Source organism: Acinetobacter sp. 24-47-47 (assembly GCF_057737035.1).
Genome location: NZ_CM173216.1, coordinates 1,162,715 through 1,185,818 on the forward strand (window position 1 = coordinate 1,162,715; position 23,104 = coordinate 1,185,818).

22 protein-coding genes are annotated in these 23,104 nt (G+C 39.3%); 6 read left to right on the top strand and 16 right to left on the bottom strand.

What is annotated here, in order from left to right; genetic code table 11:
- Window positions 1-7 precede the first annotated feature (7 nt).
- From prmA to AC1M9E_RS05385, 3 genes are all read right to left on the bottom strand, one after another.
- The gene (gene prmA / locus AC1M9E_RS05375; protein WP_035267660.1) at window positions 8-907 is read right to left on the bottom strand and encodes a 50S ribosomal protein L11 methyltransferase; all 900 of its coding nucleotides are present in this window, start codon (window positions 905-907) and stop codon (window positions 8-10) included.
- Window positions 908-1,042: 135 nt separating this feature from the next.
- Window positions 1,043-1,942 carry a bile acid:sodium symporter family protein gene (locus AC1M9E_RS05380; protein ID WP_481589816.1) on the bottom strand — a complete coding sequence of 300 codons (900 nt, stop codon included), beginning with the start codon at window positions 1,940-1,942 and terminating at the stop codon, window positions 1,043-1,045.
- 132 nt (window positions 1,943-2,074) lie between these two features.
- The gene (locus AC1M9E_RS05385; protein WP_481589817.1) at window positions 2,075-2,431 is read right to left on the bottom strand and encodes a hypothetical protein; all 357 of its coding nucleotides are present in this window, start codon (window positions 2,429-2,431) and stop codon (window positions 2,075-2,077) included.
- A 258-nt stretch (window positions 2,432-2,689) separates the two neighbouring features.
- On the opposite strand from AC1M9E_RS05385, the gene mnmG reads away from it, so the two are divergent.
- The gene (mnmG, locus tag AC1M9E_RS05390) at window positions 2,690-4,570 is read left to right on the top strand and encodes a tRNA uridine-5-carboxymethylaminomethyl(34) synthesis enzyme MnmG (protein ID WP_488225115.1); all 1,881 of its coding nucleotides are present in this window, start codon (window positions 2,690-2,692) and stop codon (window positions 4,568-4,570) included.
- A 391-nt stretch (window positions 4,571-4,961) separates the two neighbouring features.
- Here mnmG and AC1M9E_RS05395 read toward each other — a convergent pair whose 3' ends face one another.
- Window positions 4,962-5,960: a helix-turn-helix transcriptional regulator gene (locus tag AC1M9E_RS05395; RefSeq protein ID WP_481607003.1), complete on the bottom strand. Its 999-nt coding sequence runs from the start codon at window positions 5,958-5,960 to the stop codon at window positions 4,962-4,964.
- Between the two features lie 226 nt (window positions 5,961-6,186).
- Between AC1M9E_RS05395 and AC1M9E_RS05400 the strand changes: the two genes are divergently transcribed.
- From AC1M9E_RS05400 to AC1M9E_RS05420, 5 genes are all read left to right on the top strand, one after another.
- Window positions 6,187-7,737, top strand: a complete 1,551-nt coding sequence (locus tag AC1M9E_RS05400; RefSeq protein WP_481607002.1) for a circularly permuted type 2 ATP-grasp protein — start codon at window positions 6,187-6,189, stop codon at window positions 7,735-7,737.
- 21 nt (window positions 7,738-7,758) lie between these two features.
- Window positions 7,759-8,361: a hypothetical protein gene (locus AC1M9E_RS05405; RefSeq protein ID WP_481588393.1), complete on the top strand. Its 603-nt coding sequence runs from the start codon at window positions 7,759-7,761 to the stop codon at window positions 8,359-8,361.
- Window positions 8,358-9,137: a transglutaminase family protein gene (locus AC1M9E_RS05410; protein WP_180027633.1), complete on the top strand. Its 780-nt coding sequence runs from the start codon at window positions 8,358-8,360 to the stop codon at window positions 9,135-9,137. The genes AC1M9E_RS05405 and AC1M9E_RS05410 overlap by 4 nt, the downstream gene beginning before the upstream one ends.
- Before the next feature lie 25 nt (window positions 9,138-9,162).
- Complete coding sequence (locus AC1M9E_RS05415; protein ID WP_035267625.1) at window positions 9,163-9,897, top strand: proteasome-type protease; 735 nt, start codon at window positions 9,163-9,165, stop codon at window positions 9,895-9,897.
- Between the two features lie 78 nt (window positions 9,898-9,975).
- Entirely contained in the window at window positions 9,976-10,419 is a 444-nt protein-coding gene (locus tag AC1M9E_RS05420) for a BLUF domain-containing protein (protein ID WP_180027635.1), read from the top strand.
- Between the two features lie 24 nt (window positions 10,420-10,443).
- Here AC1M9E_RS05420 and alr read toward each other — a convergent pair whose 3' ends face one another.
- The 12 genes from alr to ppsA all read right to left on the bottom strand — a co-directional run bounded on the left by alr (window position 10,444) and on the right by ppsA (window position 23,069).
- Window positions 10,444-11,514, bottom strand: a complete 1,071-nt coding sequence (alr, locus tag AC1M9E_RS05425; protein WP_481607001.1) for an alanine racemase — start codon at window positions 11,512-11,514, stop codon at window positions 10,444-10,446.
- 111 nt (window positions 11,515-11,625) lie between these two features.
- Window positions 11,626-13,071: a replicative DNA helicase gene (dnaB, locus tag AC1M9E_RS05430; protein WP_035267619.1), complete on the bottom strand. Its 1,446-nt coding sequence runs from the start codon at window positions 13,069-13,071 to the stop codon at window positions 11,626-11,628.
- 203 nt (window positions 13,072-13,274) lie between these two features.
- Window positions 13,275-13,721 (bottom strand): 50S ribosomal protein L9, encoded by a 447-nt coding sequence (rplI, locus tag AC1M9E_RS05435; protein ID WP_035267617.1) that lies wholly within the window; start codon window positions 13,719-13,721, stop codon window positions 13,275-13,277.
- A gap of 9 nt (window positions 13,722-13,730) precedes the next feature.
- On the bottom strand, window positions 13,731-13,958 hold the full coding sequence (gene rpsR / locus AC1M9E_RS05440) for a 30S ribosomal protein S18 (RefSeq protein ID WP_004719336.1): 228 nt from the start codon (window positions 13,956-13,958) through the stop codon (window positions 13,731-13,733).
- A gap of 11 nt (window positions 13,959-13,969) precedes the next feature.
- Window positions 13,970-14,356: a 30S ribosomal protein S6 gene (gene rpsF, locus AC1M9E_RS05445; protein WP_035267614.1), complete on the bottom strand. Its 387-nt coding sequence runs from the start codon at window positions 14,354-14,356 to the stop codon at window positions 13,970-13,972.
- Between the two features lie 305 nt (window positions 14,357-14,661).
- Window positions 14,662-15,540: a heme o synthase gene (gene cyoE / locus AC1M9E_RS05450; protein ID WP_481607000.1), complete on the bottom strand. Its 879-nt coding sequence runs from the start codon at window positions 15,538-15,540 to the stop codon at window positions 14,662-14,664.
- 10 nt (window positions 15,541-15,550) lie between these two features.
- A complete protein-coding gene (cyoD, locus tag AC1M9E_RS05455) occupies window positions 15,551-15,883 on the bottom strand; it encodes a cytochrome o ubiquinol oxidase subunit IV (protein ID WP_171076771.1) in 333 nt (110 codons plus the stop codon).
- Window positions 15,880-16,497 (bottom strand): cytochrome o ubiquinol oxidase subunit III, encoded by a 618-nt coding sequence (gene cyoC, locus AC1M9E_RS05460; protein WP_035267060.1) that lies wholly within the window; start codon window positions 16,495-16,497, stop codon window positions 15,880-15,882. The genes cyoD and cyoC overlap by 4 nt, the downstream gene beginning before the upstream one ends.
- A 4-nt stretch (window positions 16,498-16,501) precedes the next feature.
- Window positions 16,502-18,490 (bottom strand): cytochrome o ubiquinol oxidase subunit I, encoded by a 1,989-nt coding sequence (gene cyoB, locus AC1M9E_RS05465; RefSeq protein ID WP_035267062.1) that lies wholly within the window; start codon window positions 18,488-18,490, stop codon window positions 16,502-16,504.
- A gap of 3 nt (window positions 18,491-18,493) precedes the next feature.
- Entirely contained in the window at window positions 18,494-19,558 is a 1,065-nt protein-coding gene (gene cyoA, locus AC1M9E_RS05470; RefSeq protein WP_481595475.1) for a ubiquinol oxidase subunit II, read from the bottom strand.
- 289 nt (window positions 19,559-19,847) lie between these two features.
- A complete protein-coding gene (locus tag AC1M9E_RS05475; protein WP_481595474.1) occupies window positions 19,848-20,609 on the bottom strand; it encodes an RDD family protein in 762 nt (253 codons plus the stop codon).
- Between the two features lie 81 nt (window positions 20,610-20,690).
- Window positions 20,691-23,069 carry a phosphoenolpyruvate synthase gene (gene ppsA / locus AC1M9E_RS05480; RefSeq protein ID WP_035267067.1) on the bottom strand — a complete coding sequence of 793 codons (2,379 nt, stop codon included), beginning with the start codon at window positions 23,067-23,069 and terminating at the stop codon, window positions 20,691-20,693.
- Between the last annotated feature and the right edge of the window lie 35 nt (window positions 23,070-23,104).

Sequence of the window (23,104 nt, forward strand, 5' to 3'; positions counted from 1 at the left end):
GCTCTACTTATTTATGGCGTTTCCCAGAAAGACGGTACCAATTTTCATCACGCTTTTCTTTGTCTAATATATCAAAAAATTCAGCATAAACACGAGAAACATCATCAACTTGCTCTTCAATAATACCGGCAAGTGCGAATTCACCTTCAGGTTGAATGAGTGTTGAAAACTCCTCAGCAAGCGCCATCAGTGGGCCAGCAAGAATATTTGCGACAAATACATCTGCCTTTTGCTCACCAAGTGCTTGATTAAATTCTTCAGGTAAGCCGACATATAAATTTTCGAGCACGCCATTTAATTCAGCATTTTGTTGTGTAGCGAGTACAGCTTGAGGATCAATATCTGTCGCATATACTTTTTTTGCACCAAGCAATAGGGCAGCAACACCTAGAATGCCAGAACCACAGCCGTAATCGATGACGATTTTGTCTTTTACATCGGTTTTACCTAACCATTGTAGGCAGAGGAATGTTGAAGCATGATTACCTGTACCAAAAGCTAGGCCTGGATCTAATTTAATATTGACCGCATCCGCTTCAGGTGCTTCCATCCACTCAGGAACGATCCAATATTTTTCACCAATTTGAATTGGCTCATATGCATCCATCCAAGTGCGTTCCCACTCTTGATCTTCGATAAACTCATAACGTAAAGGTGCTTCAGGCATCTGGTCTTTAATGAATGTTTCTAGTGCGACGACATCGATTTCTTCATCATCTTCTTGAGCGTAAATACCCGTTACGATGACTTTGTTCCAAAGCGGAGTCTCACCTGGAAGTGGTTCTAATAACGCTTGATCTTCTGCATCATCTAGCGTCACACTGACTGCACCAAGAGATAATAATAGTGTTTCAGTAAAATCAACTTGTGCTTGATCGACAGTAATATGGATTTGTAACCACTTCACAGTAAAAAAACCTAAATATGCAATACGAGAGTTAGCATTGTACTGTATTCGCTTTAAGAATGCAGATAAAACCTGAAGCATAAATAAAGGCACGATTACAGTGCCTTTAAGATGAGTTGGTTAACTCAATTAATATCAGTTAATTTGTGAGTGGTTTCGAGTTAACTCAGCCGGATGGTCTAATGGTGCAAAACGATTCAGCAACATGCCGAAAATAGCTGCGAAGATATACATAAAGATTGAATAAACAGCTGCTGGCATCGCAATTTCGCTGCTATTCATTATCGTGATTGCAATCGCCATGGCCAAAGTACTGTTATGGATACCAATTTCAAAAGCACACGCTCTTGCTTGAAAGCTCGGTACACCAAAGAAGCGTGGTAGAAAATAACCAACGCTAAGACTTGCGATACAAAATAACGCTGTTGCCAAACCAATTTGAGCAAGATAATTCATAATGTTGGCACGTTCAGAAAGTACTGCACCGACAATAATTAACACTAAGAATACAACGGCAAAAATACGCACTGGTTTTTCTAGTTTAGTTGCAACATTTGGAAATTTGTAGCGCATAAACATACCGAGGGCAACTGGAATAAGAATAATGGCGAACACTTGTAAAATTTTACTAAATTGTAGACCAATTTGAGTTGAATCCTGAATGAAATGGGTGATTGCAAAATTCACGATAAGCGGCAAGGTCACTGCAGCAATAATGGCATTAATCGCAGTCAAGGTGATGTTGAGCGCAACATCACCTTTGTATAAATAGCTAAATAGATTGGCTGTCGCACCCCCTGGTGAGGCAGCAAGCAACACTAAGCCGACAGCCAAGTAAGGCGAAAGATTGAGTATTCTACATATAATAAATGCAACGCCAACCAAAATGATGAGTTGGGAAAATAATGCGATGAGCACTGCTTTAGGGTGTTTACGAACGCGTAGAAAATCTTGAACAGTGAGTTCAAGTCCTAAACCCGCCATCACAATTGCAAGTGCTAAAGGTAAAAAAATCGTAAGGATCCCTGTGTCCATAAATTCATCCTGAATTTTGTTGTGTTATTTGTAAATAGATCATTATTTTTAATTTGGTTTTATCGTTATCAATAAATAAAAGCAACCAATTTTTCAATTGGTTGCATAAATGGTCGAATTTAAAAAATTGGATTAAGACGCTTTTGGCATCGGTGGCGCATATCCGAGTGCACATTTGCCTTTATATTCTTGACCTTCAATATTCACGGAAACACTCGCTGCATCAGACTTACAAGCTGAATTAAGCTGCTCTTCATTGCCTTTCAAATCTTTACTTTGGGTAGGGAAAAATTGAGTTTGGCAAGTACCATTCCAAATGATTCCTTTATACGGGAAACTGACAGCATCGCCTTCGCTTTTACCCTTACATACACTTTGGAATTGTTTGGCATTATAGGCATTATCAACTTTGTCATTCGCAATACTCATACTACTTACGCTTAGACCCAAACAACATAACATTGATATCGTAAATAACTGGACTTTCATGTTCGTATACTCTTGTTAAAAAATATGACTTGAATATGTTGAAAAAATAGTCGAATCAATGGAAGGGCAATGCTGTAAATAAATTTTCTAAATTGTTAAAAAATCACTTAAATCTGCAAAATTTATAAATTTTTATATCAAAATGGTTTATATTATTGGACTTCAAAAAAATTAGAATTAAATCGTTCTCGATTGTCTCAAGGCAAACAAAATTTGCTATAATTTTCTGTCATTATTTCTATCTCCTCATATACCACTATGCATTATCCTAAAGTTTACGATGTCATTGTTATCGGTGGCGGACACGCTGGTACAGAAGCAGCGCTTGCTGCGGCACGTATGGGTCGACAGACTTTACTCTTAACTCATAATATTGAGACTTTAGGGCAGATGAGCTGTAACCCAGCGATTGGTGGTATTGGTAAATCACACCTTGTTCGCGAAATTGATGCCTTAGGTGGTGCGATGGCACTCGCAGCAGACAAGGGTGGTATTCAGTTCCGTATTCTGAACTCACGTAAAGGTGCTGCAGTTCGTGCAACGCGTGCGCAGGCTGACCGTGTACGTTATAAAGCGGCTATTCGCGAAACATTAGAAAACCAAGCCAATCTTGATATTTTCCAACAAGCAGCAGATGATCTCATTGTTGACGGCGATACCGTTAAAGGTGTGGTAACACAAATGGGGATTCGCTTTGATGCGAAAACTGTCGTGTTAACCGCTGGTACATTCTTGGGTGGCGTGATTCATGTTGGTCTTGAGAAATCAAGCGGCGGTCGTGCAGGTGATCCACCTTCAATTTCTTTAGCGCACCGTTTACGTGAGCTTCAATTGCCAGTAGGTCGTTTAAAAACAGGTACGCCACCACGTATTGATGCACGTTCTGTAGATTTCTCTGTGATGACACCACAGCCGGGTGATTTCCCATCACCAACGATGTCATTTATGGGTGATGCATCTATGCACCCAGAGCAAGTCAACTGCTATATCACGCATACCAACGAAAAAACTCATGATATTATTCGTGGCGGCCTAGACCGTTCACCGATGTATACTGGTGTGATTGAAGGTGTAGGACCACGTTACTGTCCGTCAATCGAAGATAAAATTCATAAATTTGCCGATAAAGATTCTCACCAAGTATTCTTAGAGCCTGAAGGCCAAGATACACATGAACTTTATCCAAATGGTATTTCTACATCTTTACCGTTTGATGTCCAGTTTGAATTAGTACGCTCAATCCGTGGTATGGAAAATGCGCATATCCTGCGCCCGGGTTATGCCATTGAGTATGATTATTTCAACCCACAAGCTTTGAAATTCACTTTAGAGACTAAAGCGATTAATAACTTGTACTTTGCGGGTCAAATTAACGGTACGACAGGTTATGAAGAAGCCGGTGCACAGGGTTTACTTGCAGGTTTGAATGCTGCACGGCGTGCGTGGGATCAAGAACAATGGACACCGAAGCGTGATGAAGCGTACATGGGTGTATTGGTCGATGACTTAATTACTTTAGGTACGAAAGAACCTTACCGTATGTTTACCTCACGTGCGGAATACCGTTTGATGCTTCGTGAAGATAATGCAGACCAACGTTTGACACCAATCGGTCGTGAAATGGGTCTTGTGGATGACGAGCGTTGGGCAGCGTACTGCGAAAAAATGGAAGCGGTTGAGCGTGAAACAGGTCGTTTACAACATCTTTGGGCTGCACCTAACAATCCAATGGGTAAAAAATTCGTTGAAATGACAGGTGCGGATCTTTCTAAAGAATGTTCTGCGATTGATTTGTTGAAACGTCCGAACATTACTTTTGCTCAAATTGCGGAACTCACTGGTTCTGATGTTTCTGCTCAAGTGGGTGACCAAATTGAGATTGCAGTTAAATATGAGGGTTATATTAACCGTCAGCATCAGGATGTAGCGCAAATGAAGCGCTTAGAAGAGACTAAGATTCCAGCTGATTTTAATTATGACGTGGTATCTGGTTTATCTCGTGAAATTACTTTGAAACTCAAAGAAGTTCGCCCTGAAACTCTCGCTCAAGCAAGTCGTATTCCGGGCGTTACACCTGCTGCTGTTCAATTGGTGATGATTACGATTCGTAAGAATGCACAAACTAAAAAATCTGCTTAAGCCTGTTGCAGTCCAAAAAACCCGCTTGATGCGGGTTTTTTTGATCCTCATATAACGATTTATTCATAAATAAGATAAATAATTTATTATTTACGTTTAACAAGAATAGAGATTAATAAAGAAATTATGATTATTTCTCAATCCAAGTTGATGTCGTTATATTGATTCTACGTTCACAACAAAGAGGAAAGGCCATGACGATGAAGCGTATTCGTTATAATGGTTATGAAATTGCATGCTGCACGATGTAAATCATAATCCAACGACATTGAAAAGTGTACGTGGGCTAAAGGGGAGTTTAGTTCACGTATTTAAACTCAACACAATAAGAAATCAGCGCAATACTGAAAATATGATAATAAAAAATCTTCAGAGCCAATTTGGCTCTTTTTTAATATTCAATTTCATGAACGGCGTTAAATACATCGAGCGGTTCAATACGAATGATTTTTTTGCCGAAGCTTCTGAGCCACCAAACCAATTGTGAAGTAAATGGCACATTAGCCACCACTTTAAAGAGATCATCGGATACTTGTGTGATGGATTGATCTTTACTGAGTTGGCTTTCGGAAAAGTAAAGTGCATCAGCTTTATTCATAAAGAGTTCGAGTTGAACGAGCTCAGTGGGTTTATTGAAATCAACTCTGAAGCCAAGCGCACCAGATTCAATGTAAGCATCAATATCAAAGTCAACAGGGTGTAAGGCGCGTTGTTCTAGAACTTTTGCAGATTTAAAACGATGTAAAGCAAAAGTTTGAACTTCTGATTTGTCATGTCGAGTACAAATCAAATAAATGATCGAGCCCTTTTGAACCAGTGCAAGCGGGTTTAAGGTATAACCACGTTCTTCACTTTCAGGTCCACGCGCACGATATATACATTCAATCTGTTTATCTTGTAATAGACCTTCGTAAATAGCTTGCTGCGCATGTTTCTCTACAACAGGAGGGATCAAGGGCTGGCTTGCTGGGACAATACGAACTCGGTTAATCCACTGACGTACATTGTTTTGTGTAGATAAGCTGCGTTTTGCAAGCTCGAACCAAGGGTTCATTTCCTCAATTAAACTTGGTGGAAGCAAATGCTTCAAATGTTCTTCAACCATCATAAAGGTGACAGCTTGAGAGCTGGTCATATGCGGCAAGCTTTGAATAGGGGCATCTGATCGCCAACGCCAACCTTGTGGTACAGTTTTATTACTCTCAATAGGAAATCTTTGAGAAATTTGATTTAAATCACGTTGAATGGTTCTTAAACTGATTTCAATACCTTCTCTTTGCAGGGTCTCTTGCAACTCTCGTGTACCCATCCATTTGCCAGTGGTTAAACGTGAAAGAATTTGCCACTGTCGATATAAGCTATTCGATGTTTCTTTTTCTTGAGAGGACATAATCAACTAATGAATAAAGAGAAAATATTTTTCAAACACACAATAAAAAATCTTTAAGAGATAAGCAAGCATGGAAAGTGAAGCTGTTGAGTATATTTCGATACATCTTTAGGCCATTTTTCGTTGTGAATGCTTCAAAAATGGGGCATTAATAGATGAATAGGTAAATTTTTGGCATTGAAATTGCTTAATTTTGTTTACAATTGATAACAATTAAGAGGTATGTATGCTAAAAGAGGAAAAAGATACCACTTCAATTCTCGCAAATTTTAAGGCTGATCATACCGTCGAAGCTTTCGAAAAATCTAAGCAGATCGAAGTTAAACAAAACAGCACTGCGTACTTGTTCGATCAACTTAAATCTGAATTTTATAATGAACTTTTAGATGATAAAACGATTGGCTTAGAGGCATCTAGCAAAATCGAAAATTGGTTATGTGAAAGAAGCTTGGATGAGCTGAAATCATTAAATCATCAAGCGAAGGAACATTTCCTCTATCAGGGCATTACATTTACAGTCTATGGTGATGCTGAGGGTACAGATCGTATTATTCCTTATGACTTAATTCCACGTGTAATTGCCAAACAACAATGGCACAAAATAGAGCAAGGCTGTGCACAAAGAGTGCAAGCATTGAACTTTTTTTTAGATGATATTTACCATAATCAGGCGATTTTAAAAGATGGTTTAGTGCCTGAGCTGCAAGTGCTCACTCATGAGGCATACCAACCATTGATGTATAAACATTCATTGAAAGGTAAAGTTTATAGTCAAATTAGCGGAATCGATATTATTCGTGATCAGCAAGGTGACTTCTTTGTATTAGAAGACAATTTAAGAACACCATCAGGCGTGTCTTATATGTTGGAAAGTCGAAAAATTAGTGAAAAAATGATGCCCGAACTTTGTAAGTCATCAAATTTACAAGGTGTAGAGCAATACCCACAACTTTTAAGACAAATACTCGAGGAAAATGCTGAAGTAGATAATCCATTTATCGTGGTGCTTACACCGGGTCGATATAACAGTGCATATTATGAGCATTGCTTCCTCGCACGTGAGATGGATGTTCCTCTAGTTACAGGTCAGGATTTATTTGTTGAAAATGCTAAGGTCTATGCCAAAACCGTTTGGGGTAAAAAACAAGTCGATGTAATTTACCGACGCCTAGATGATGGATTTCTTGATCCATTGTGTTTTATGCCAGACAGTACATTAGGTGTACCTGGCCTAATGTCTGCTTACTTACAACACAATGTCGTGATTGCGAATGCGCCTGGCACGGGGGTAGCAGATGACAAATCAATCTATCCTTATGTCGATAAAATGATTAATTACTATCTAAACCAGAAGCCAATTTTAAATAACGTACCGACTTACCAATGTCGTGAACGTGAAGAACTCGATTATGTACTTTGTAATTTAGAAAAGTTAGTGGTTAAAGAGGCGCAAGGTTCAGGCGGTTATGGCATGTTAATTGGTCCTAAAGCGACCGAACAAGAAATTGAACAATTTAGATTAAAGTTAATTGCACAGCCGCATGCTTACATTGCACAACCAACTTTAGCGCTTTCAGTCGCTCCCACTTTAACTGAATTCGGCATCGCTGAACGCCATATTGATTTAAGACCGTTTATTTTAAGTTCACCGTATCGTACAGAAATCGTGCCGGGAGGTTTAACCCGAGTTGCGATGCAAGAAGGGTCATTAGTTGTAAATTCATCACAGGGTGGTGGCATTAAAGATACGTGGGTTATAGATCCGCTACATTCATAAATATACAACCAGGAGCTTGTCATGATTATATTAAACAGCAATGCGCAAAATATTTATTGGGTTGGCCGTTATTTATCTCGTATTCAACATTTATGTGGTCAGTTTCCATTTCAAGATGATGTTCAAGCATTGCAGTATGCCCATGCTTTTTGCTTACCTGCTTTTAATGCGTGTTCGCTCAATGAGCTGATTCTGAGTAATGATCAGCCTGCTTCTTTTTTTCAACAATTTGAATGTGTGAAAAATAATATTCAAGATTTACGTGGTGTATTGTCAGTTCAGGCTTATTCAGAATTAAAACAGATGGTGGATACAGCGACACAAAATGCAGGTTTAATTTGTACTGTTGTTGATGAGTGTAGCGATATTCTAGAAGCTGAAAATGAAGACATTTTTCTGTTTTTTAGTCTAGGACAATATTTCGAAAATCTTGATCGTGAAATAAGATTGAATCAGGATGTTAATTCTACAATCAATTCTTTAAGTGTTGTGATTGAACTGTTGAAGTCTAAAGGATGGGACAGCTTAGATGAGGCTTGGCAACATCTTTTAGCGCATCCAAATGCTAATAGCTTTTACCAATTGAATGATCAGGTGCAATGTTTATTTGAGGTGGATGCATGAAATTGATGATTAATCATCAAACCCATTATCAATATACGGAAACGGCAAAAAATAGTATCCAATATATACGAATGTGTCCTCAATGTAATGCTCACCAAAAAGTAGATGCTTGGTCAGTGAGTATTCCTGGTCATACGGTCGAAGCAAAAGATGCCTTTAATAATATTTGGATCACTTCGACTCAACGCTATGCATATCAAAATTTAAGTATTATGGCGCAGGGCATTATTGAAATCGATACAGTTTCAGAACAAGCTATCGAGTCAGAAGTGCCAGTCGGTATTTTTCTACAAATTACCCCAGCGACTCAATGTGATGCTGAAATGAAAGCTTTTGCAGCTCAGCATGTGAGTAAAAAGACTCGTGATGAATTAAAACATTTAAGTTCTGCATTGCTTGAGCATATGCCATATATTTCAGATTCTACTCAAGTGAATACTACGGCAATAGATGCATTCCATCATCAACAAGGGGTATGTCAGGATCATACTCATGTATTTGTAGGTATGTGTAGAGAGTTAAATATTCCTGCGCGTTATGTTTCTGGATATCTTTACGTTCCAGAAATGAGTCATTTGGCGAGCCATGCTTGGGCTGAAGCTTATATAGATGGAGTTTGGTATACATTTGATGTTAGCAATCAGCTCTATACGCCAAGTTCACACATTTATATTGCATTAGGGCGTGATTATTGGGACGTTGCACCTATCAGAGGTGTGCGAGAAGCTGGTGGCGTGGAGAGTATGACGACCATCGTTCAGGTATTACCGTGTTAGAACAAAATTTAGAAGAGAGATTTCAATGACCTATTGTTGTGCTATGCGTTTACGTGATGGCTTAATTTGTATCAGTGACACGCGAACAAATGCAGGTGTAGATCATATCTCTGTATTTCGTAAACTCTATCTTTTCGGTGTTGAGGGTGAGCGTTTTATCAGTATACAAACTGCGGGTAATTTGGCGACGACACAAGCCGTTATAGGACATTTACAGAATCAGCTAGATTTAAAACACGAACCTAATTTGTATAGTGTGAATAGCATGTTCGAGATGGCTGAATTGGTTGGTCATACTTTAAAGCGTGTCATTATGGATGTGACTACTGATCAACTAGAGCAAAGTAATTATCACTGTACGATTTTACTTTCTGGTCAAATTCAAGGGGAGGATATTCAGTTATATAATATTTATCCTCAGGGTAATTTTATCAATGCGACGTCAGATACGCCCTTTTTTCAGATTGGGGAAAGTAAATACGGTAAACCAATTTTAGATCGTGCATTAAATTACAATACTGAATTAGATGAAGCATTAAGATGCGGTTTAATTTCATTTGATTCAACCCTTAGATCTAATGTTTCTGTGGGCTTACCACTAGATGCATGTATTTATAAAAAAGATAGTTTTGCAATTCCATTGTCTAAACGTATTCATGATGATGATCCATATTTCTCATCAATTAGTAAACTTTGGTCAGATACTTTGCGTCAAGGATTGAACGGTTTGCCACGGCCAACAGAAGACTATTGGCAATAATTTTGCTTTATGATTGAGTTTAGATTAAATTGAGTTGCATTGAATATTAAATCATTACTATAAAAATTAGGGGAAGCAATGCAACAGTTCAGTTATGCGAGTGTGTCGACTGCAGATGCAAGTCGCTTATTGATTGATGTTCGTGAAATCTTGAATGAAGCCCGTCATTTCAATTTTGAGCATCAAATTTCTGGAGCACTTTATTATGCAGATGGGCACTATTTTCAATGTCTAGAGGGTGATGAAGCCACACTAGATATATTGTTGCAAAAGCTTCACAAGGATAAACGCCATCATCAAATTCGCCTATTCCAGCGAAAAAATATTGAAAAAAAACAATTTCAAGAATGGTCTATGAAGTTTGTGGGACGACAAAGTCCAGTGAAGCAGGCTTTAATAGATATGGGATTTAGTCAATTTACGCCTACACAGTTTACACAAGATCAAGCTGATTATTTAATTCGATTTTTGACACGCGCTCAGGATACGGATTTTAATGAACTACAACGTAATGCTGTTTAGCATTACGTTGATTTAATTCGCTCATTACATTTTGAGACGCTTCGGACGTTGGCTTAATCGACATAACAACTCATAACCAATCGTACCATTCGCTTCAGCAACATCATCCACTAAACGATGTTTACCCCATAATTCTACTAGATCACCAATTTTTGCGTTGAGATCAGTGACATCTATGGCAATCATATCCATGGCAACCCGACCGATCACTGGGGTCAATTGACCTTTAAATGAAACTGAATTCTCACGAATAAAAGCTCTTGGATACCCATCACCATATCCGATCGAGACAATTGCTAATTGCATAGGTCGCTGTGCAACAAAGGTTGAGCCATAACCTACAGCTTCACCTGATTGAATGGCGTTAAGTGCAATAATCTCAGCACTGAATGTCATGACAGGTTTTAAATCTAGAGCGTGGACGTCACGATCTGCAAATGGCGTTGCGCCGTACAGCATAATACCAGGACGAACATAGTCAAAATGCAATTCAGGGTATTTATAAATTGCTGCTGAATTACAACACGAAGCTAAAATTGGTGCACAATCTTGTTTTACTTCAAGAAATTGAGATATTTGTTGTTCATTTAAAGGGTGATCAACATCTGCATTAGCAAAATGCATTGCAAGTACACAGGTAAAACCTTCATTTTTTAATTGATGAATAATAGATTTGATTACATCAATTTTGAAGCCTAAGCGGTTCATTCCGCTATTTAATTTAACCCATACTTTTAGATTTCGGGCGATATAAGCATCTTTAACTTGCAACAACCACTGCAGTTGTTGATGATGATGAACGATTACTTCAATATGTTGCTCAATCGCAATTTGCATTTCATCTTCAGAAAAAACACCTTCAATTAAGGTGATAGGTTGTTTAAAACCTAATTCACGTATTTCAAGTGCTTCTTCTAAACATGCAACGCCAAAAGCATCAGACTGGCTCAATGCGGCTAAACAGTCTGAGACTCCATGACCATAAGCATTTGCCTTTACCATACTTACAACTGTAGAGTTTGGTGCAAGTTGTTTCACGCGATTTAAATTGTATTGCAATGCGTGTGTGTCAATACAAACCGTTGCTTGGCGCACTCTAATTTACTCCTAGAGGCATGTGGAAAGGTTAAATCTTTTAAACTGAAAAAAGATAATTGTGGTCAGATCAATTCGTGCGTTCTTAACTAAGAATTGATCAAAGCAAAATTACTCTTCTTCTTGGTTCTGCGCGTAATATTCAGGTGACAAGTTACTAAAACGCGTATATTGACCTTCAAAAGCGAGTCGAACGGTACCAATTGGACCATTACGTTGTTTACCGATAATGATTTCAGCAGTTCCTGCTTCTTTAGATTCTTTGTTATATACCTCATCACGGTAAATGAACATGATCAAATCGGCATCCTGCTCAATTGCTCCAGATTCACGTAAGTCTGACATCACAGGACGTTTATTTGGACGGTTTTCGAGTGAGCGGTTAAGCTGCGAAAGTGCAATCACAGGGCAATGCATCTCTTTCGCCAATGCTTTCAAGCTTCGAGAAATTTCACCAATTTCACCCACACGGTTATCACCCATACCTGGTACTTTCATTAACTGCAGGTAATCGACCATGATGCAACCCAGTTTACCACCGTGTTGTTTCGCGATACGTCTTGCACGTGCGCGCATTTCAGTCGGTGGGAGGGCAGATGAATCATCAATATAAAGATGTTTTTCTTGCAATTGAAGAATCGTTCCCGTGACCTTGTTCCATTCTTCGCCATCTAATTTGCCAGATCGCAAATGTCCTTGATGCACTTTACCAAACGAGGAAATTAAACGCATGGCAATAGAGTCAGCAGGCATCTCCATGGAGAATACGAGAGCAGGAAGGTTGCAATTGAATAGCACACTTTCGACTAAATTCATTGCAAAAGTTGTTTTACCCATTGATGGACGGGCAGCAACGACGATCATATCTCCAGCTTGCATACCTGATGTTTTATTATCAAGCTCCACAAATCCTGTGGTCAGACCTGTAATATTCCCATCAAGTTGTGATAATTCGTTGAGTTTATCGAATACATCTGCGACAACGGTATTAATTGCTTTTGGACCTTGAGCTTTAGCATTGTTATTGTGTTGTTCAGCCAAAGAAAAGATACTGGTCTCAGCTAAATCTAAAATTTCACTGACTTCTCGACCTTTCGTGTCATACGCATTTTGTAGAATTTCATTACCAACTTTGATCATATTTCTCAAAGTTGCAAATTCACGTATTTTATTGGCATAAGTTTCAAGGTTATAAAAGCTTGATGGAGAATCCGCCATCAATTGCATTAAATATTCTTCACCGCCAATCGCATCAAGCAGGTTCTGTTTGATTAACCAATCATTGACCAATACGGCATCATAAGGTGAACTTTCTTTAGAAAGTTTTTCAATTGCTCTAAAAATATATTTATGTCGAGTCGCGTAAAAATCATTCTCGGTTAATATATCGCTGACCTGTTCGAATGACTCAGCTACTGTCATGAGTGCGGCAAGAACAGCCTGTTCAATAGCAAGATTGTGCGGAGGCGTACGAAACTCTTTGAGTGCTGAAGATTCACTCTTTAGCAAATCTAACTCAGTGTTATTCGTATTTTTTTTGGCAGTCGCCTGAGACATATAAAACCTTGATTTACAATAATTACGAAAATGAATAGGGGAGACTTATCTTAATGCAAAATGCACAAGCAAGACAGTGCAACAAATAATATCGATAACAAATAAAAAACTAAGTCTAAATTTCAGCTTGCTAAATCAAATTTTATAATTATTAGGGATAAAAAAAGAGCATGCTGATGCATGCTCTTTTTCTTTGCATAAAATTACTCAGATACGATAGTAACGAGAACTTCAGCAACAACATCATGGTGCAATTGGATTGCGATGTTGAATTCGCCAGTGTGACGAAGTGCACCGTTCGGTAAACGAACTTCAGCACGGTCAACTTCAAGACCAGCATTTGTCAACGCGTCAGCGATGTCACGAGTACCGATAGAACCAAATAGTTTACCTTCGTCACCAGCTTTCGCAGTGATTACGATATTTACTTCGTTCAATTGGTCAGCACGTGCTTGAGCAGCAGCTAATACTTCAGCTTCTTGCTTCTCAAGTTCAGCACGACGAGCTTCAAATGCAGCAGTGTTAGCTTCAGTAGCAGCAACTGCTTTACCTTGAGGGATTAAGTAGTTGCGGCCGTAACCAGCTTTAACTGAAACTTTATCACCTAATTTACCAAGGTTCTTAATGCGTTGTAATAAGATAATATCCACAGCTCAACCTCACTTATGATTGTCAGTGTAAGGAATCAACGCTAAGTAGCGAGCTTGTTTGATAGCAAGAGCTAATTGACGTTGGTAACGAGCTTTAGTACCTGTAATACGGCTAGGAACAATCTTGCCGTTTTCAGTGATGTACTGTTTTAAAGTATCGATATCTTTATAGTCGATATATGTAACGTTCTCAGCTGTAAAGCGGCAGAACTTACGACGACGGTAGAAACGTGCCATTGATGTTCTCCTTATGCTTCAGCAGAGTCTTGAGCTTGTTGTGCTTCTTCACGTTGAGCTTTACGCGCACGTTTTTCTTCAGCACTCTTAGCCAATAAAGACTCTTCAGTGATTGCGTTTTCACGACGAATAATAACGTTACGAAGAATAGCATCGTTGTAACGGAATAATTCTTCCAATTCATTAAGCGTAGTTTGGTTACATTCAACGTTCATTAAAATGTAGTGCGCTTTGTGAATTTTGTTAATTGGGTAAGCCAATTGGCGACGGCCCCAATCTTCAAGACGGTGAATTTGACCTTCAGCATCTTTAATGTGAGAGATATAGCGTTCTACCATACCTACCACTTGATCGCTTTGGTCTGGATGTACCAGAATTACGATTTCGTAGTGACGCATTGTCAGCTCCTTACGGTTTTATGCAGCCCCTAACGCATTTGTTAGAAGCAAGGAGTCACAAATAAATTTTATTGGTTTCAAAAAAACTTAATGTGTCGCAAAAAAATGCGAAGCTGTATTGTAAGGATGTCGGCAGGGGATTACAAGAAAAATAAAGCAAAATATAACGACGAAGAAAATAAATTGGACTATTCAATTTTGAAAATTAACACACTTTTAGAAAGTATTTGAAGGTAGTGTTGAGTATAGATATTTATAGACTGCTTAAAGCGAAGATAAAAAAAAGATAGAGGCTTCTCTATCTTTTAAAAAATGACAAGATTGTTTATTGGTGCAGTAGCAGTAAAACTAAAGCAAATACTGATAATCGTAATTAGGAGAACAGAGAATAAGAAATATTTCTTTGCCCATAATTGATCATGTTCAGCTTTAAATCCAATGATATTTAAATATAGCCAATAAACAGTCAATACATTGAGAATTATACAATAAAGCCAGTTTGCATAGCCAAATACAAATAAAGCGTTCATTGCAATTGCAAATAGCACAATGTAAATCAGCGATTCGATCTTGGTGCGAACAATCGAGCGCGCAACAGGAAGAATCGGAATACCTGCATTTTTATAATCATCAAAACGATAAATTGCAATTCCCCATGAGTGAGGCATTTGCCAAAATGCATAACCCAAGAAAATGAGTAGCGCACCTAAATCGAATTGATTCGCGACCGCTGTATATCCAATGACAGGGGGGGCTGCACCAGAAATACTACCGACCACAGTTTGGTGGATCGTTGTTCGTTTTGTCCATAAGCTGTAAAAACCAACATATACGACAAAACCAATAACTGCGAATAAAAAAGCGTACGCATTTACCCAAAACCATAAAATACCAAAACCGAGTATGCCTAACAGCAAAGCAAAAGCTAATGCAATTTGAACAGAAATGGTTTTCTTAACTAACGCACGATTTTGAGTGCGCTGCATTTTTTGGTCGATGTCTTGATCAATAACGTTATTAACCACACATCCAGATGCAACTACGAGGGTAGTGCCAATGAGGGTAAGAAGCAGGAGAAGGAAATCTACTGAACCTTGGGTAGCTACAAAGTAGCCACCCAAAGTGGTAACAAAGTTACCAAAGAGAATTCCTGGCTTAGTCAGGAATAAGTACTTTTTAAACATGACAATCAGTTTAGATCATCATGTTTGAATGTAAGTAGTTCATGATCCATACAGAACCAACTAAAAGAACAGCAATAGTTAGAATTGTATAGATAAATGCAATCACGTTCCAACGTTGCTCTGAAGATGAGTTCATGTGCAAGAAGTAAACTAATTGTACAAGTACCTGAGCAACAGCTGTAATACCGATAACAGCAATAATTGCACCACGGCTGAAGCTATCAGTATTCATTGCCATGTAGAATGGAACTACAGTCAATAAAACAGAAAGTACAAAACCGATTGTGTATTGCTTTACGTTACCGTGTGATGCACCAGCAGCATTATGATCATGACTCATTATAATACTCCCATTAAGTACACTACGCTGAATACGCAGATCCATACGATGTCAAGGAAGTGCCAGAACAAGCTTAGGCAAGCAAGACGACGAGTATTGATTGTAGTCAAACCATATTTTTTGATTTGAATCATCAACACGATCATCCATACCAAACCAGAAGTTACGTGAATACCGTGCGTACCAACTAAAGTAAAGAACGCAGATAAGAACGCACTAACGCTTGGTCCATGACCAGCATGAACTAAATGATTAAATTCATAAAGTTCCATGCCGATGAAGATTGCACCGAATACAAATGTAACTGCTAACCAAGCTAGAACTTGACCAACATTTTTCTTGTAAGAAGCAAGTACCGCAAAACCAAATGTCACTGATGAAATCAAAAGTGCGAAAGTTTCAGTTAAAACGAAACCTAAAGAATCTGCAAAAAGATCCTTTGCACTTGGAGTGCCAGGTGGAATATGACTGCTTAATACAGCGAACGCGATGAAGAGTGTACCGAATAAAATCAAGTCACTCATCAAGTAAGTCCAAAAACCAAAGACCGTGATGTCTGTATCATCGTGATGATGTTCATCATGCTCGTGGTTTTCGTGATGAAGTACTTCAGCCATATCCTTAGTCCTTCTTCAAGTGTTTTTCGAGTAACGCATAACGTTCGTTTTCAATACGTTCTACTTCAGCAGCTGGAACATAGTAATCCACTTTCTTCGTGAATGAGCTCCAGATAAAGCCGATGATTGCAGAAACGAAAGAAACAATCGCTAACCACCAAATGTGCCAGATAAGTGCAAAGCCCATAACAGTGATGATCAGTGCAATAAGTACACCCGCAGCACGGTTAGTTGGCATATGAACATCTTCATATTTAGCAGGACGTGCGTAAGCTACACCATTTTCTTTGTCAGTCCAGAAGCGGTCGATACCGTTCGCTTGAGGCAATACTGCAAAGTTATAGAATGGAGCTGGAGATGAAGTCGCCCATTCAAGCGTACGTGCATCCCATGGATCGCCTGTAACGTCACGAGTTTGTTCGCGTTGTAAGAAACCAACAATGATTTGCATGATGAAACAAGCAATACCAATTGCGATTAATACAGCACCGAATAATGCGATACCAACATATGGATCCCAGTCTGGGTTGTCATACGAGTTTAGACGACGAGTCATACCCATGAAACCTAGGATATACAATGGCATGAACGCGAAGTAGAAACCAAAGAACCAGAACCAGAAGCATGCTTTGCCCCAGAATTCACTTAACTGCCAACCGAACATTTTCGGCCAGTAGAAAGTAATACCAGCAAACATACCAAATACAACACCACCAATAATTACGTTATGGAAGTGAGCGATTAAGAATAGTGAGTTGTGTACAAGGAAGTCCGCAGGTGGAACCGCCATAAGTACACCAGTCAAACCACCGATACCGAAAGTCACTAAGAAGCCAACTGTCCAGTACATAGGTGATGTGAAGGTAATACGACCCTTATACATTGTGAATAACCAAGAGAAGATTTTCACACCTGTAGGAATCGCGATAATCATGGTCATGATACCGAAGAACGCGTTAACGTTGGCACCTGAACCCATTGTAAAGAAGTGGTGTAACCATACAACGAATGCAAGAACTGTAATCGCGATCGTTGCATACACCATTGATTTATAACCAAACAATGTCTTACGAGAGAATACAGAAGTAATCTCAGAGAATAGACCGAATGCAGGTAAGATCAAGATATAAACTTCTGGGTGACCCCATGTCCAAATCAAGTTTACATACAACATTGGGCTACCACCCATGTCATTTGTAAAGAAGTGGAAACCGAAGTAACGGTCAAGCGTTAACATTGCAATTGTTGCAGTCAACACTGGGAATGATGCGATGATCAATACTGCAGTACATAAAGATGTCCACGTAAAGATCGGCATATCCATAAGACCCATGCCAGGAGCACGCATTTTAATGATGGTAACGAAGAAGTTAACACCAGTAAGAAGTGTACCAAGACCAGAGATCTGAAGTGCCCAGATATAGTAGTCAACACCAACACCAGGAGAGTATTCGATACCTGAAAGAGGAGGGTAAGCCATCCAACCAGTTGCCGCAAACTCACCAAGCGCAAGAGAAACCATCATCAAACCTGCAGCACCAGCGAATAACCAGAAGCTTAAAGAGTTTAATAATGGGAATGCTACGTCACGCGCACCAATTTGTAGTGGAACAGAAATGTTCATCATACCCACTACAAGACCCATCGCTACGAAGAAAATCATGATTACACCGTGTGCGGTGAAAATCTGATCGTAGTGTTCAGGGTGTAGATAGCCTTCGCCGCCGCCTTTTGCAAGGAACAATTGAAGACGCATCATAATCGCATCAGCGAAACCACGTAATAACATGATCACAGAAACGATAAGGTACATAATACCAATTTTTTTATGGTCTACAGATGTGAACCATTCGTTCCACAAGTAGCCCCATTTTTTGAAATAAGTGATACCAGCAAATACTGCAATACCACCTAAAATCATCATTAACACTGTTACCTGTACGATTGGATCGTACGGGATAGCATCTACACTTAACTTACCTAAGAAGCTCATGTCTTATTCCCCTACAACTGAAGAAGCAGGTTCAGCATTTACATCAGCAGCTACAGCATGACCTTCAGCTTTAGCTGAGTGATCTGCACCGTGGTAGTTTGCCATGTATTTGTTGATAATTGATTCAAACAAGCCTTTTTCAACAGAAGAGTAGTAAGTCACAGGATGAGGATGTGCCTTATATGGACCTTCTTTTTGAGCAATTTCAGCTTGTTGCTTCTCTAGATCGGTTTTAGCGTTACGAACCATCGCAGCGATTTGTTTCTCTGAACGGTTACCATCACGCAAGGTTGCAAATTCAGCTTGGTCTAAAACTGTTTTTTGAACAGCTTCAGGGTTAATTGAAGTACCGTTACCAGCTTTTACTGCAGACACCCATTCAGCGAACTTAGCTTCTGAAACAGAATGAGCTTGGAAGCGCATTTGTGTGAAACCATAGCCTGAATAGTTCGAAGAGAAACCACGGTATACACCTTCATTATCCGCAAGGACATGAAGTTGAGTTTGCATACCCGCCATTGCATAAATCTGACCAGCTAACTGAGGAATGAAGAAAGAGTTCATTGTGAAGTTAGAGGTGATATTGAAATTAATCGGAGTTTTTTCTGGGAAACGAACTTCGTTAACTGTTGCAATTTCTTGTTCAGGGTAAACAAAAACCCATTTAAACTGTTCAGCAATAACTTGAATAGTTAAATGCGATTTCTCTGATTCTAGCGGACGATAAGGGTCATACTTGTGTGAGCCCCACCATGTTAAATACGCTAAAATACCAATAATAATACACGGGATACCCCACACTACGATTTCAATAATAGTAGAGTGCGCCCATGTAGGTTTATAGTCTGCATCTTTATTTGACGCACGATATTTCCAACTAAACCATAAAGCCATTAATGCTGATGGAATTACTACCAATAGCATGAGGTAGATCGCAGTCATCATAAGATCAGACTGACCTTGTGCTACTGGACCTTTTGAGTTTAGAAGTACTATATCACCGCCACACCCTGTTAAGAGCACGGCAAGCGTTGATAAAGACAATACAGCTAAAATTGTTTGTCTCATTTTACAACCTCGGTGAAGAGTCCCATTCCCTAATAAAATTATGGGATAGCGATTATAGTGTCACATGATTGAAAAACAGAAAATGACATTTACTGAATTTCAGTCATATGACACCGCTACGTTGTAGGGCATTATGCCCTATAACGACCAACTAAGCTATATGTAAAGTGCCTTTAAATATAAGGATTAAACCCAATTTGTTTGGTCGGAATTGGTTGAAGAATTAATTACTTTTGGTATGAAAACAGAGGCAAAACAAAGGGGAGCATTTGCTCCCCTAAGATAAAAATTATCGTTTTATGACTTTAGTCTTTGCTAATTTATCGTGCAAAGTTTGTCTTTTTTGACTTAGACCGAAGGCATGATCAATGATGGTAATGAATGGCATAAAGAGTAAATTCAATACAATAAAAATCACACTACGCAATGTGAATGCGCGCATTAAGTTTACTTGCTGTCCATTTTCAGCATCAACAATTTGAATTTTTGCTACTTTTTTTCCTAAACTCTGACCACTTTTCGCAATTAAAAATGCTTGAGCAGCTAGCATTAATACAATGTAAACCAACATTGCTTGCCAAGCTTCCATTGGAATCAGTGTAAATAACTGTTCCTGTAATTTGATTGCTTGATCTGATGAGCTAGCATTCTGCATTTTTTGCTGAAGTTCAGTCAATTGAGCAACTTGTTCTTCCTGCATAAAGAACGAAGGAATCACCATGGCAGGCAACCAAAGCGCCAGATCAACGAGTTTAGCTAAAAATCGAGATCCAATTGAGGCAAGTTCTTGCTGAGCAGTATTTTTTTGAATATTTACATTCGCAATTGAAGGATTTGAATAGCTTTGTTGTACTGGTGGAGTCGGTTGATAGCCTTCAGGTTGGTAATATAATTTTCCTTGAGTGAGTTCACCTAAAGCTTTCCATTCAGTCATACCTTGATGCCAGACCAAGTCTGTGAGTAAAACTTGTTGGCTCGAGAGCATTTGATTTAACTGCTCTACCGTATACGGTCCAGCTTGTTGATTATTTCTCGCCAAGTAAATTTGCATAAACCTAATTTCTCAAAAATTACTAAAAAATAATGGGGTAAAAAAAAGACCCACGAATGGGTCTTTTTTTAACATAGTTTATTAAGCTTGTTTAGTCTTTTCTTCAGATAAGAAGAACCATGTATCTAAAACAGAGTCTGGGTTGAGTGAAACAGATTCGATACCTTGTTCCATTAACCAGCGAGCAAGATCTGGGTGGTCTGATGGTCCTTGGCCACAAATACCCACATATTTGCCTGCTTTACGACATGCGTGAATCGCCATTGAAAGAAGAGCTTTTACTGCTGGATCGCGTTCATCAAATAAATGAGAAACGATGCCTGAGTCACGGTCAAGCCCAAGCGTTAACTGAGTTAAGTCATTTGAACCGATTGAGAAGCCATCAAAATGTTCTAAGAATTGTTCAGCAAGTAGGGCATTGGTTGGTAATTCACACATCATGATCACTTTAAGACCATTTTCACCACGTTTTAAGCCATTTGCAGCAAGAAGTTCAATAACACGTTTTGCTTCAGCAACTGTGCGGACGAATGGGATCATGATTTGAATGTTAGTTAGACCCATTTCATCACGAACTTTCTTCAATGCACGGCATTCTAATTCGAAGCAGTCACGGAAGTTGTCAGAAACATAACGGCTCGCACCACGGAAGCCCAACATCGGGTTTTCTTCTTCAGGTTCGTATAACTTACCACCGATTAAGTTCGCGTATTCATTCGATTTGAAGTCTGACATACGTACGATGACAGGTTTATCAGCAAATGCAGCAGCAAGTGTAGAAATACCTTCAACGAGTTTTTCAACGTAGAACTCGATCGGTGAAGAGTAACCTGCAGTACGGGTCATCACAGCTGCACGTGTTTCGCGAGGTAAGCTGTCAATATTGAGTAATGCTTTAGGGTGAACACCAATCATACGGTTGATGATGAACTCTAGACGTGCAAGACCAATACCTTCGTTTGGAATTTGAGCGAAGTCAAATGCACGATCAGGGTTACCAACGTTCATCATGATTTTGAACGGAAGTGTTGGCATAGATTCAATCGAGTTACGTTGAACTTCGAAATCTAAAGCGCCTTCGTAAATGAAACCTGTATCGCCTTCAGCACATGAAACAGTTACTTCTTGACCATCAACAAGTACTTCTGTTGCGTTACCACATCCAACAATTGCTGGAACACCGAGTTCACGTGCAATAATCGCGGCATGACAAGTACGACCACCACGGTTTGTAACGATCGCAGCAGCACGTTTCATAACTGGTTCCCAATCAGGATCGGTCATGTCAGAAACAAGAACATCGCCATCTTGGACTTTGTCCATTTCTTTGATTGAATTAACAATACGGACTTTACCAGAACCGATACGTTGACCGATTGAGCGACCTTCACAAAGAACTGTACCTTTTTGTTTTAATAGGTAGCGTTCCATTGTGCCGACATTCTCACGGCTTTTCACAGTTTCAGGACGTGCTTGAACGATGTAAATTTGACCATCATCACCGTCTTTCGCCCATTCGATATCCATTGGCGCACCGTAGTGTTGCTCAATGATTAACGCCTGCTTAGCAAGTTCTTGTAATTCTTGATCATTTAAAGCAAATTGTTGGCGTTCAGTTTTTTCAACATCCACAACAACAACTGATTTACCTGCAGAGCCTTCTTCACCATAGATCATTTTTTGGTGTTTAGAGCCGAGGTTACGACGCAATACTGCGTGTTTACCTGCATTTAAAAGTGGCTTTGATAAATAGAATTCATCAGGGTTTACAGCACCCTGTACGACCATTTCGCCTAAACCGTAAGATGCAGTAATGAATACAACGTCACGGAAACCAGATTCAGTGTCCAGTGTAAACATTACACCAGCAGCACCAGTTTCTGAGCGAACCATACGTTGCACACCAGCAGAAAGAGCAACGATGTCATGATCGAAGTTTTGGTGTACACGGTAAGCAATTGCGCGGTCGTTATAAAGTGAAGCAAAAACTTCCTTAATCGCGATTAAGACGTTGTCAATACCGCGGATGTTTAGGAAAGTCTCTTGTTGTCCTGCAAAAGATGCGTCTGGTAAATCTTCTGCAGTCGCAGATGAACGAACGGCAACCGCGATCTCAGGGTTGCCGTTAGAAAGAGTTGCGAATGCATCACGAACTTCTTTTTCAAGTGCTGGAGTAAGCGGAGTATCAACGATCCATTGACGAATTTTAGCACCAGTTTCAGCAAGTGCATTTACGTCGTCAACATTGAGTTGTTTGAGCTCGGCTGAAATTTTGGCATTAAGACCACTTTGCTCAAGGAATTCACGGTAAGCTGCAGCAGTTGTTGCAAAACCACCTGGAACTGATACACCAGCATTTGCTAAATGGCTGATCATTTCGCCTAGAGATGAGTTTTTACCGCCCACGATTTCTACGTCGTGTTTACCTAATTTTTCCAGACCGATTACGCGTGCTTCCAAAGTTGTTACTCCACTTTTGCAGTATTAATCACTAT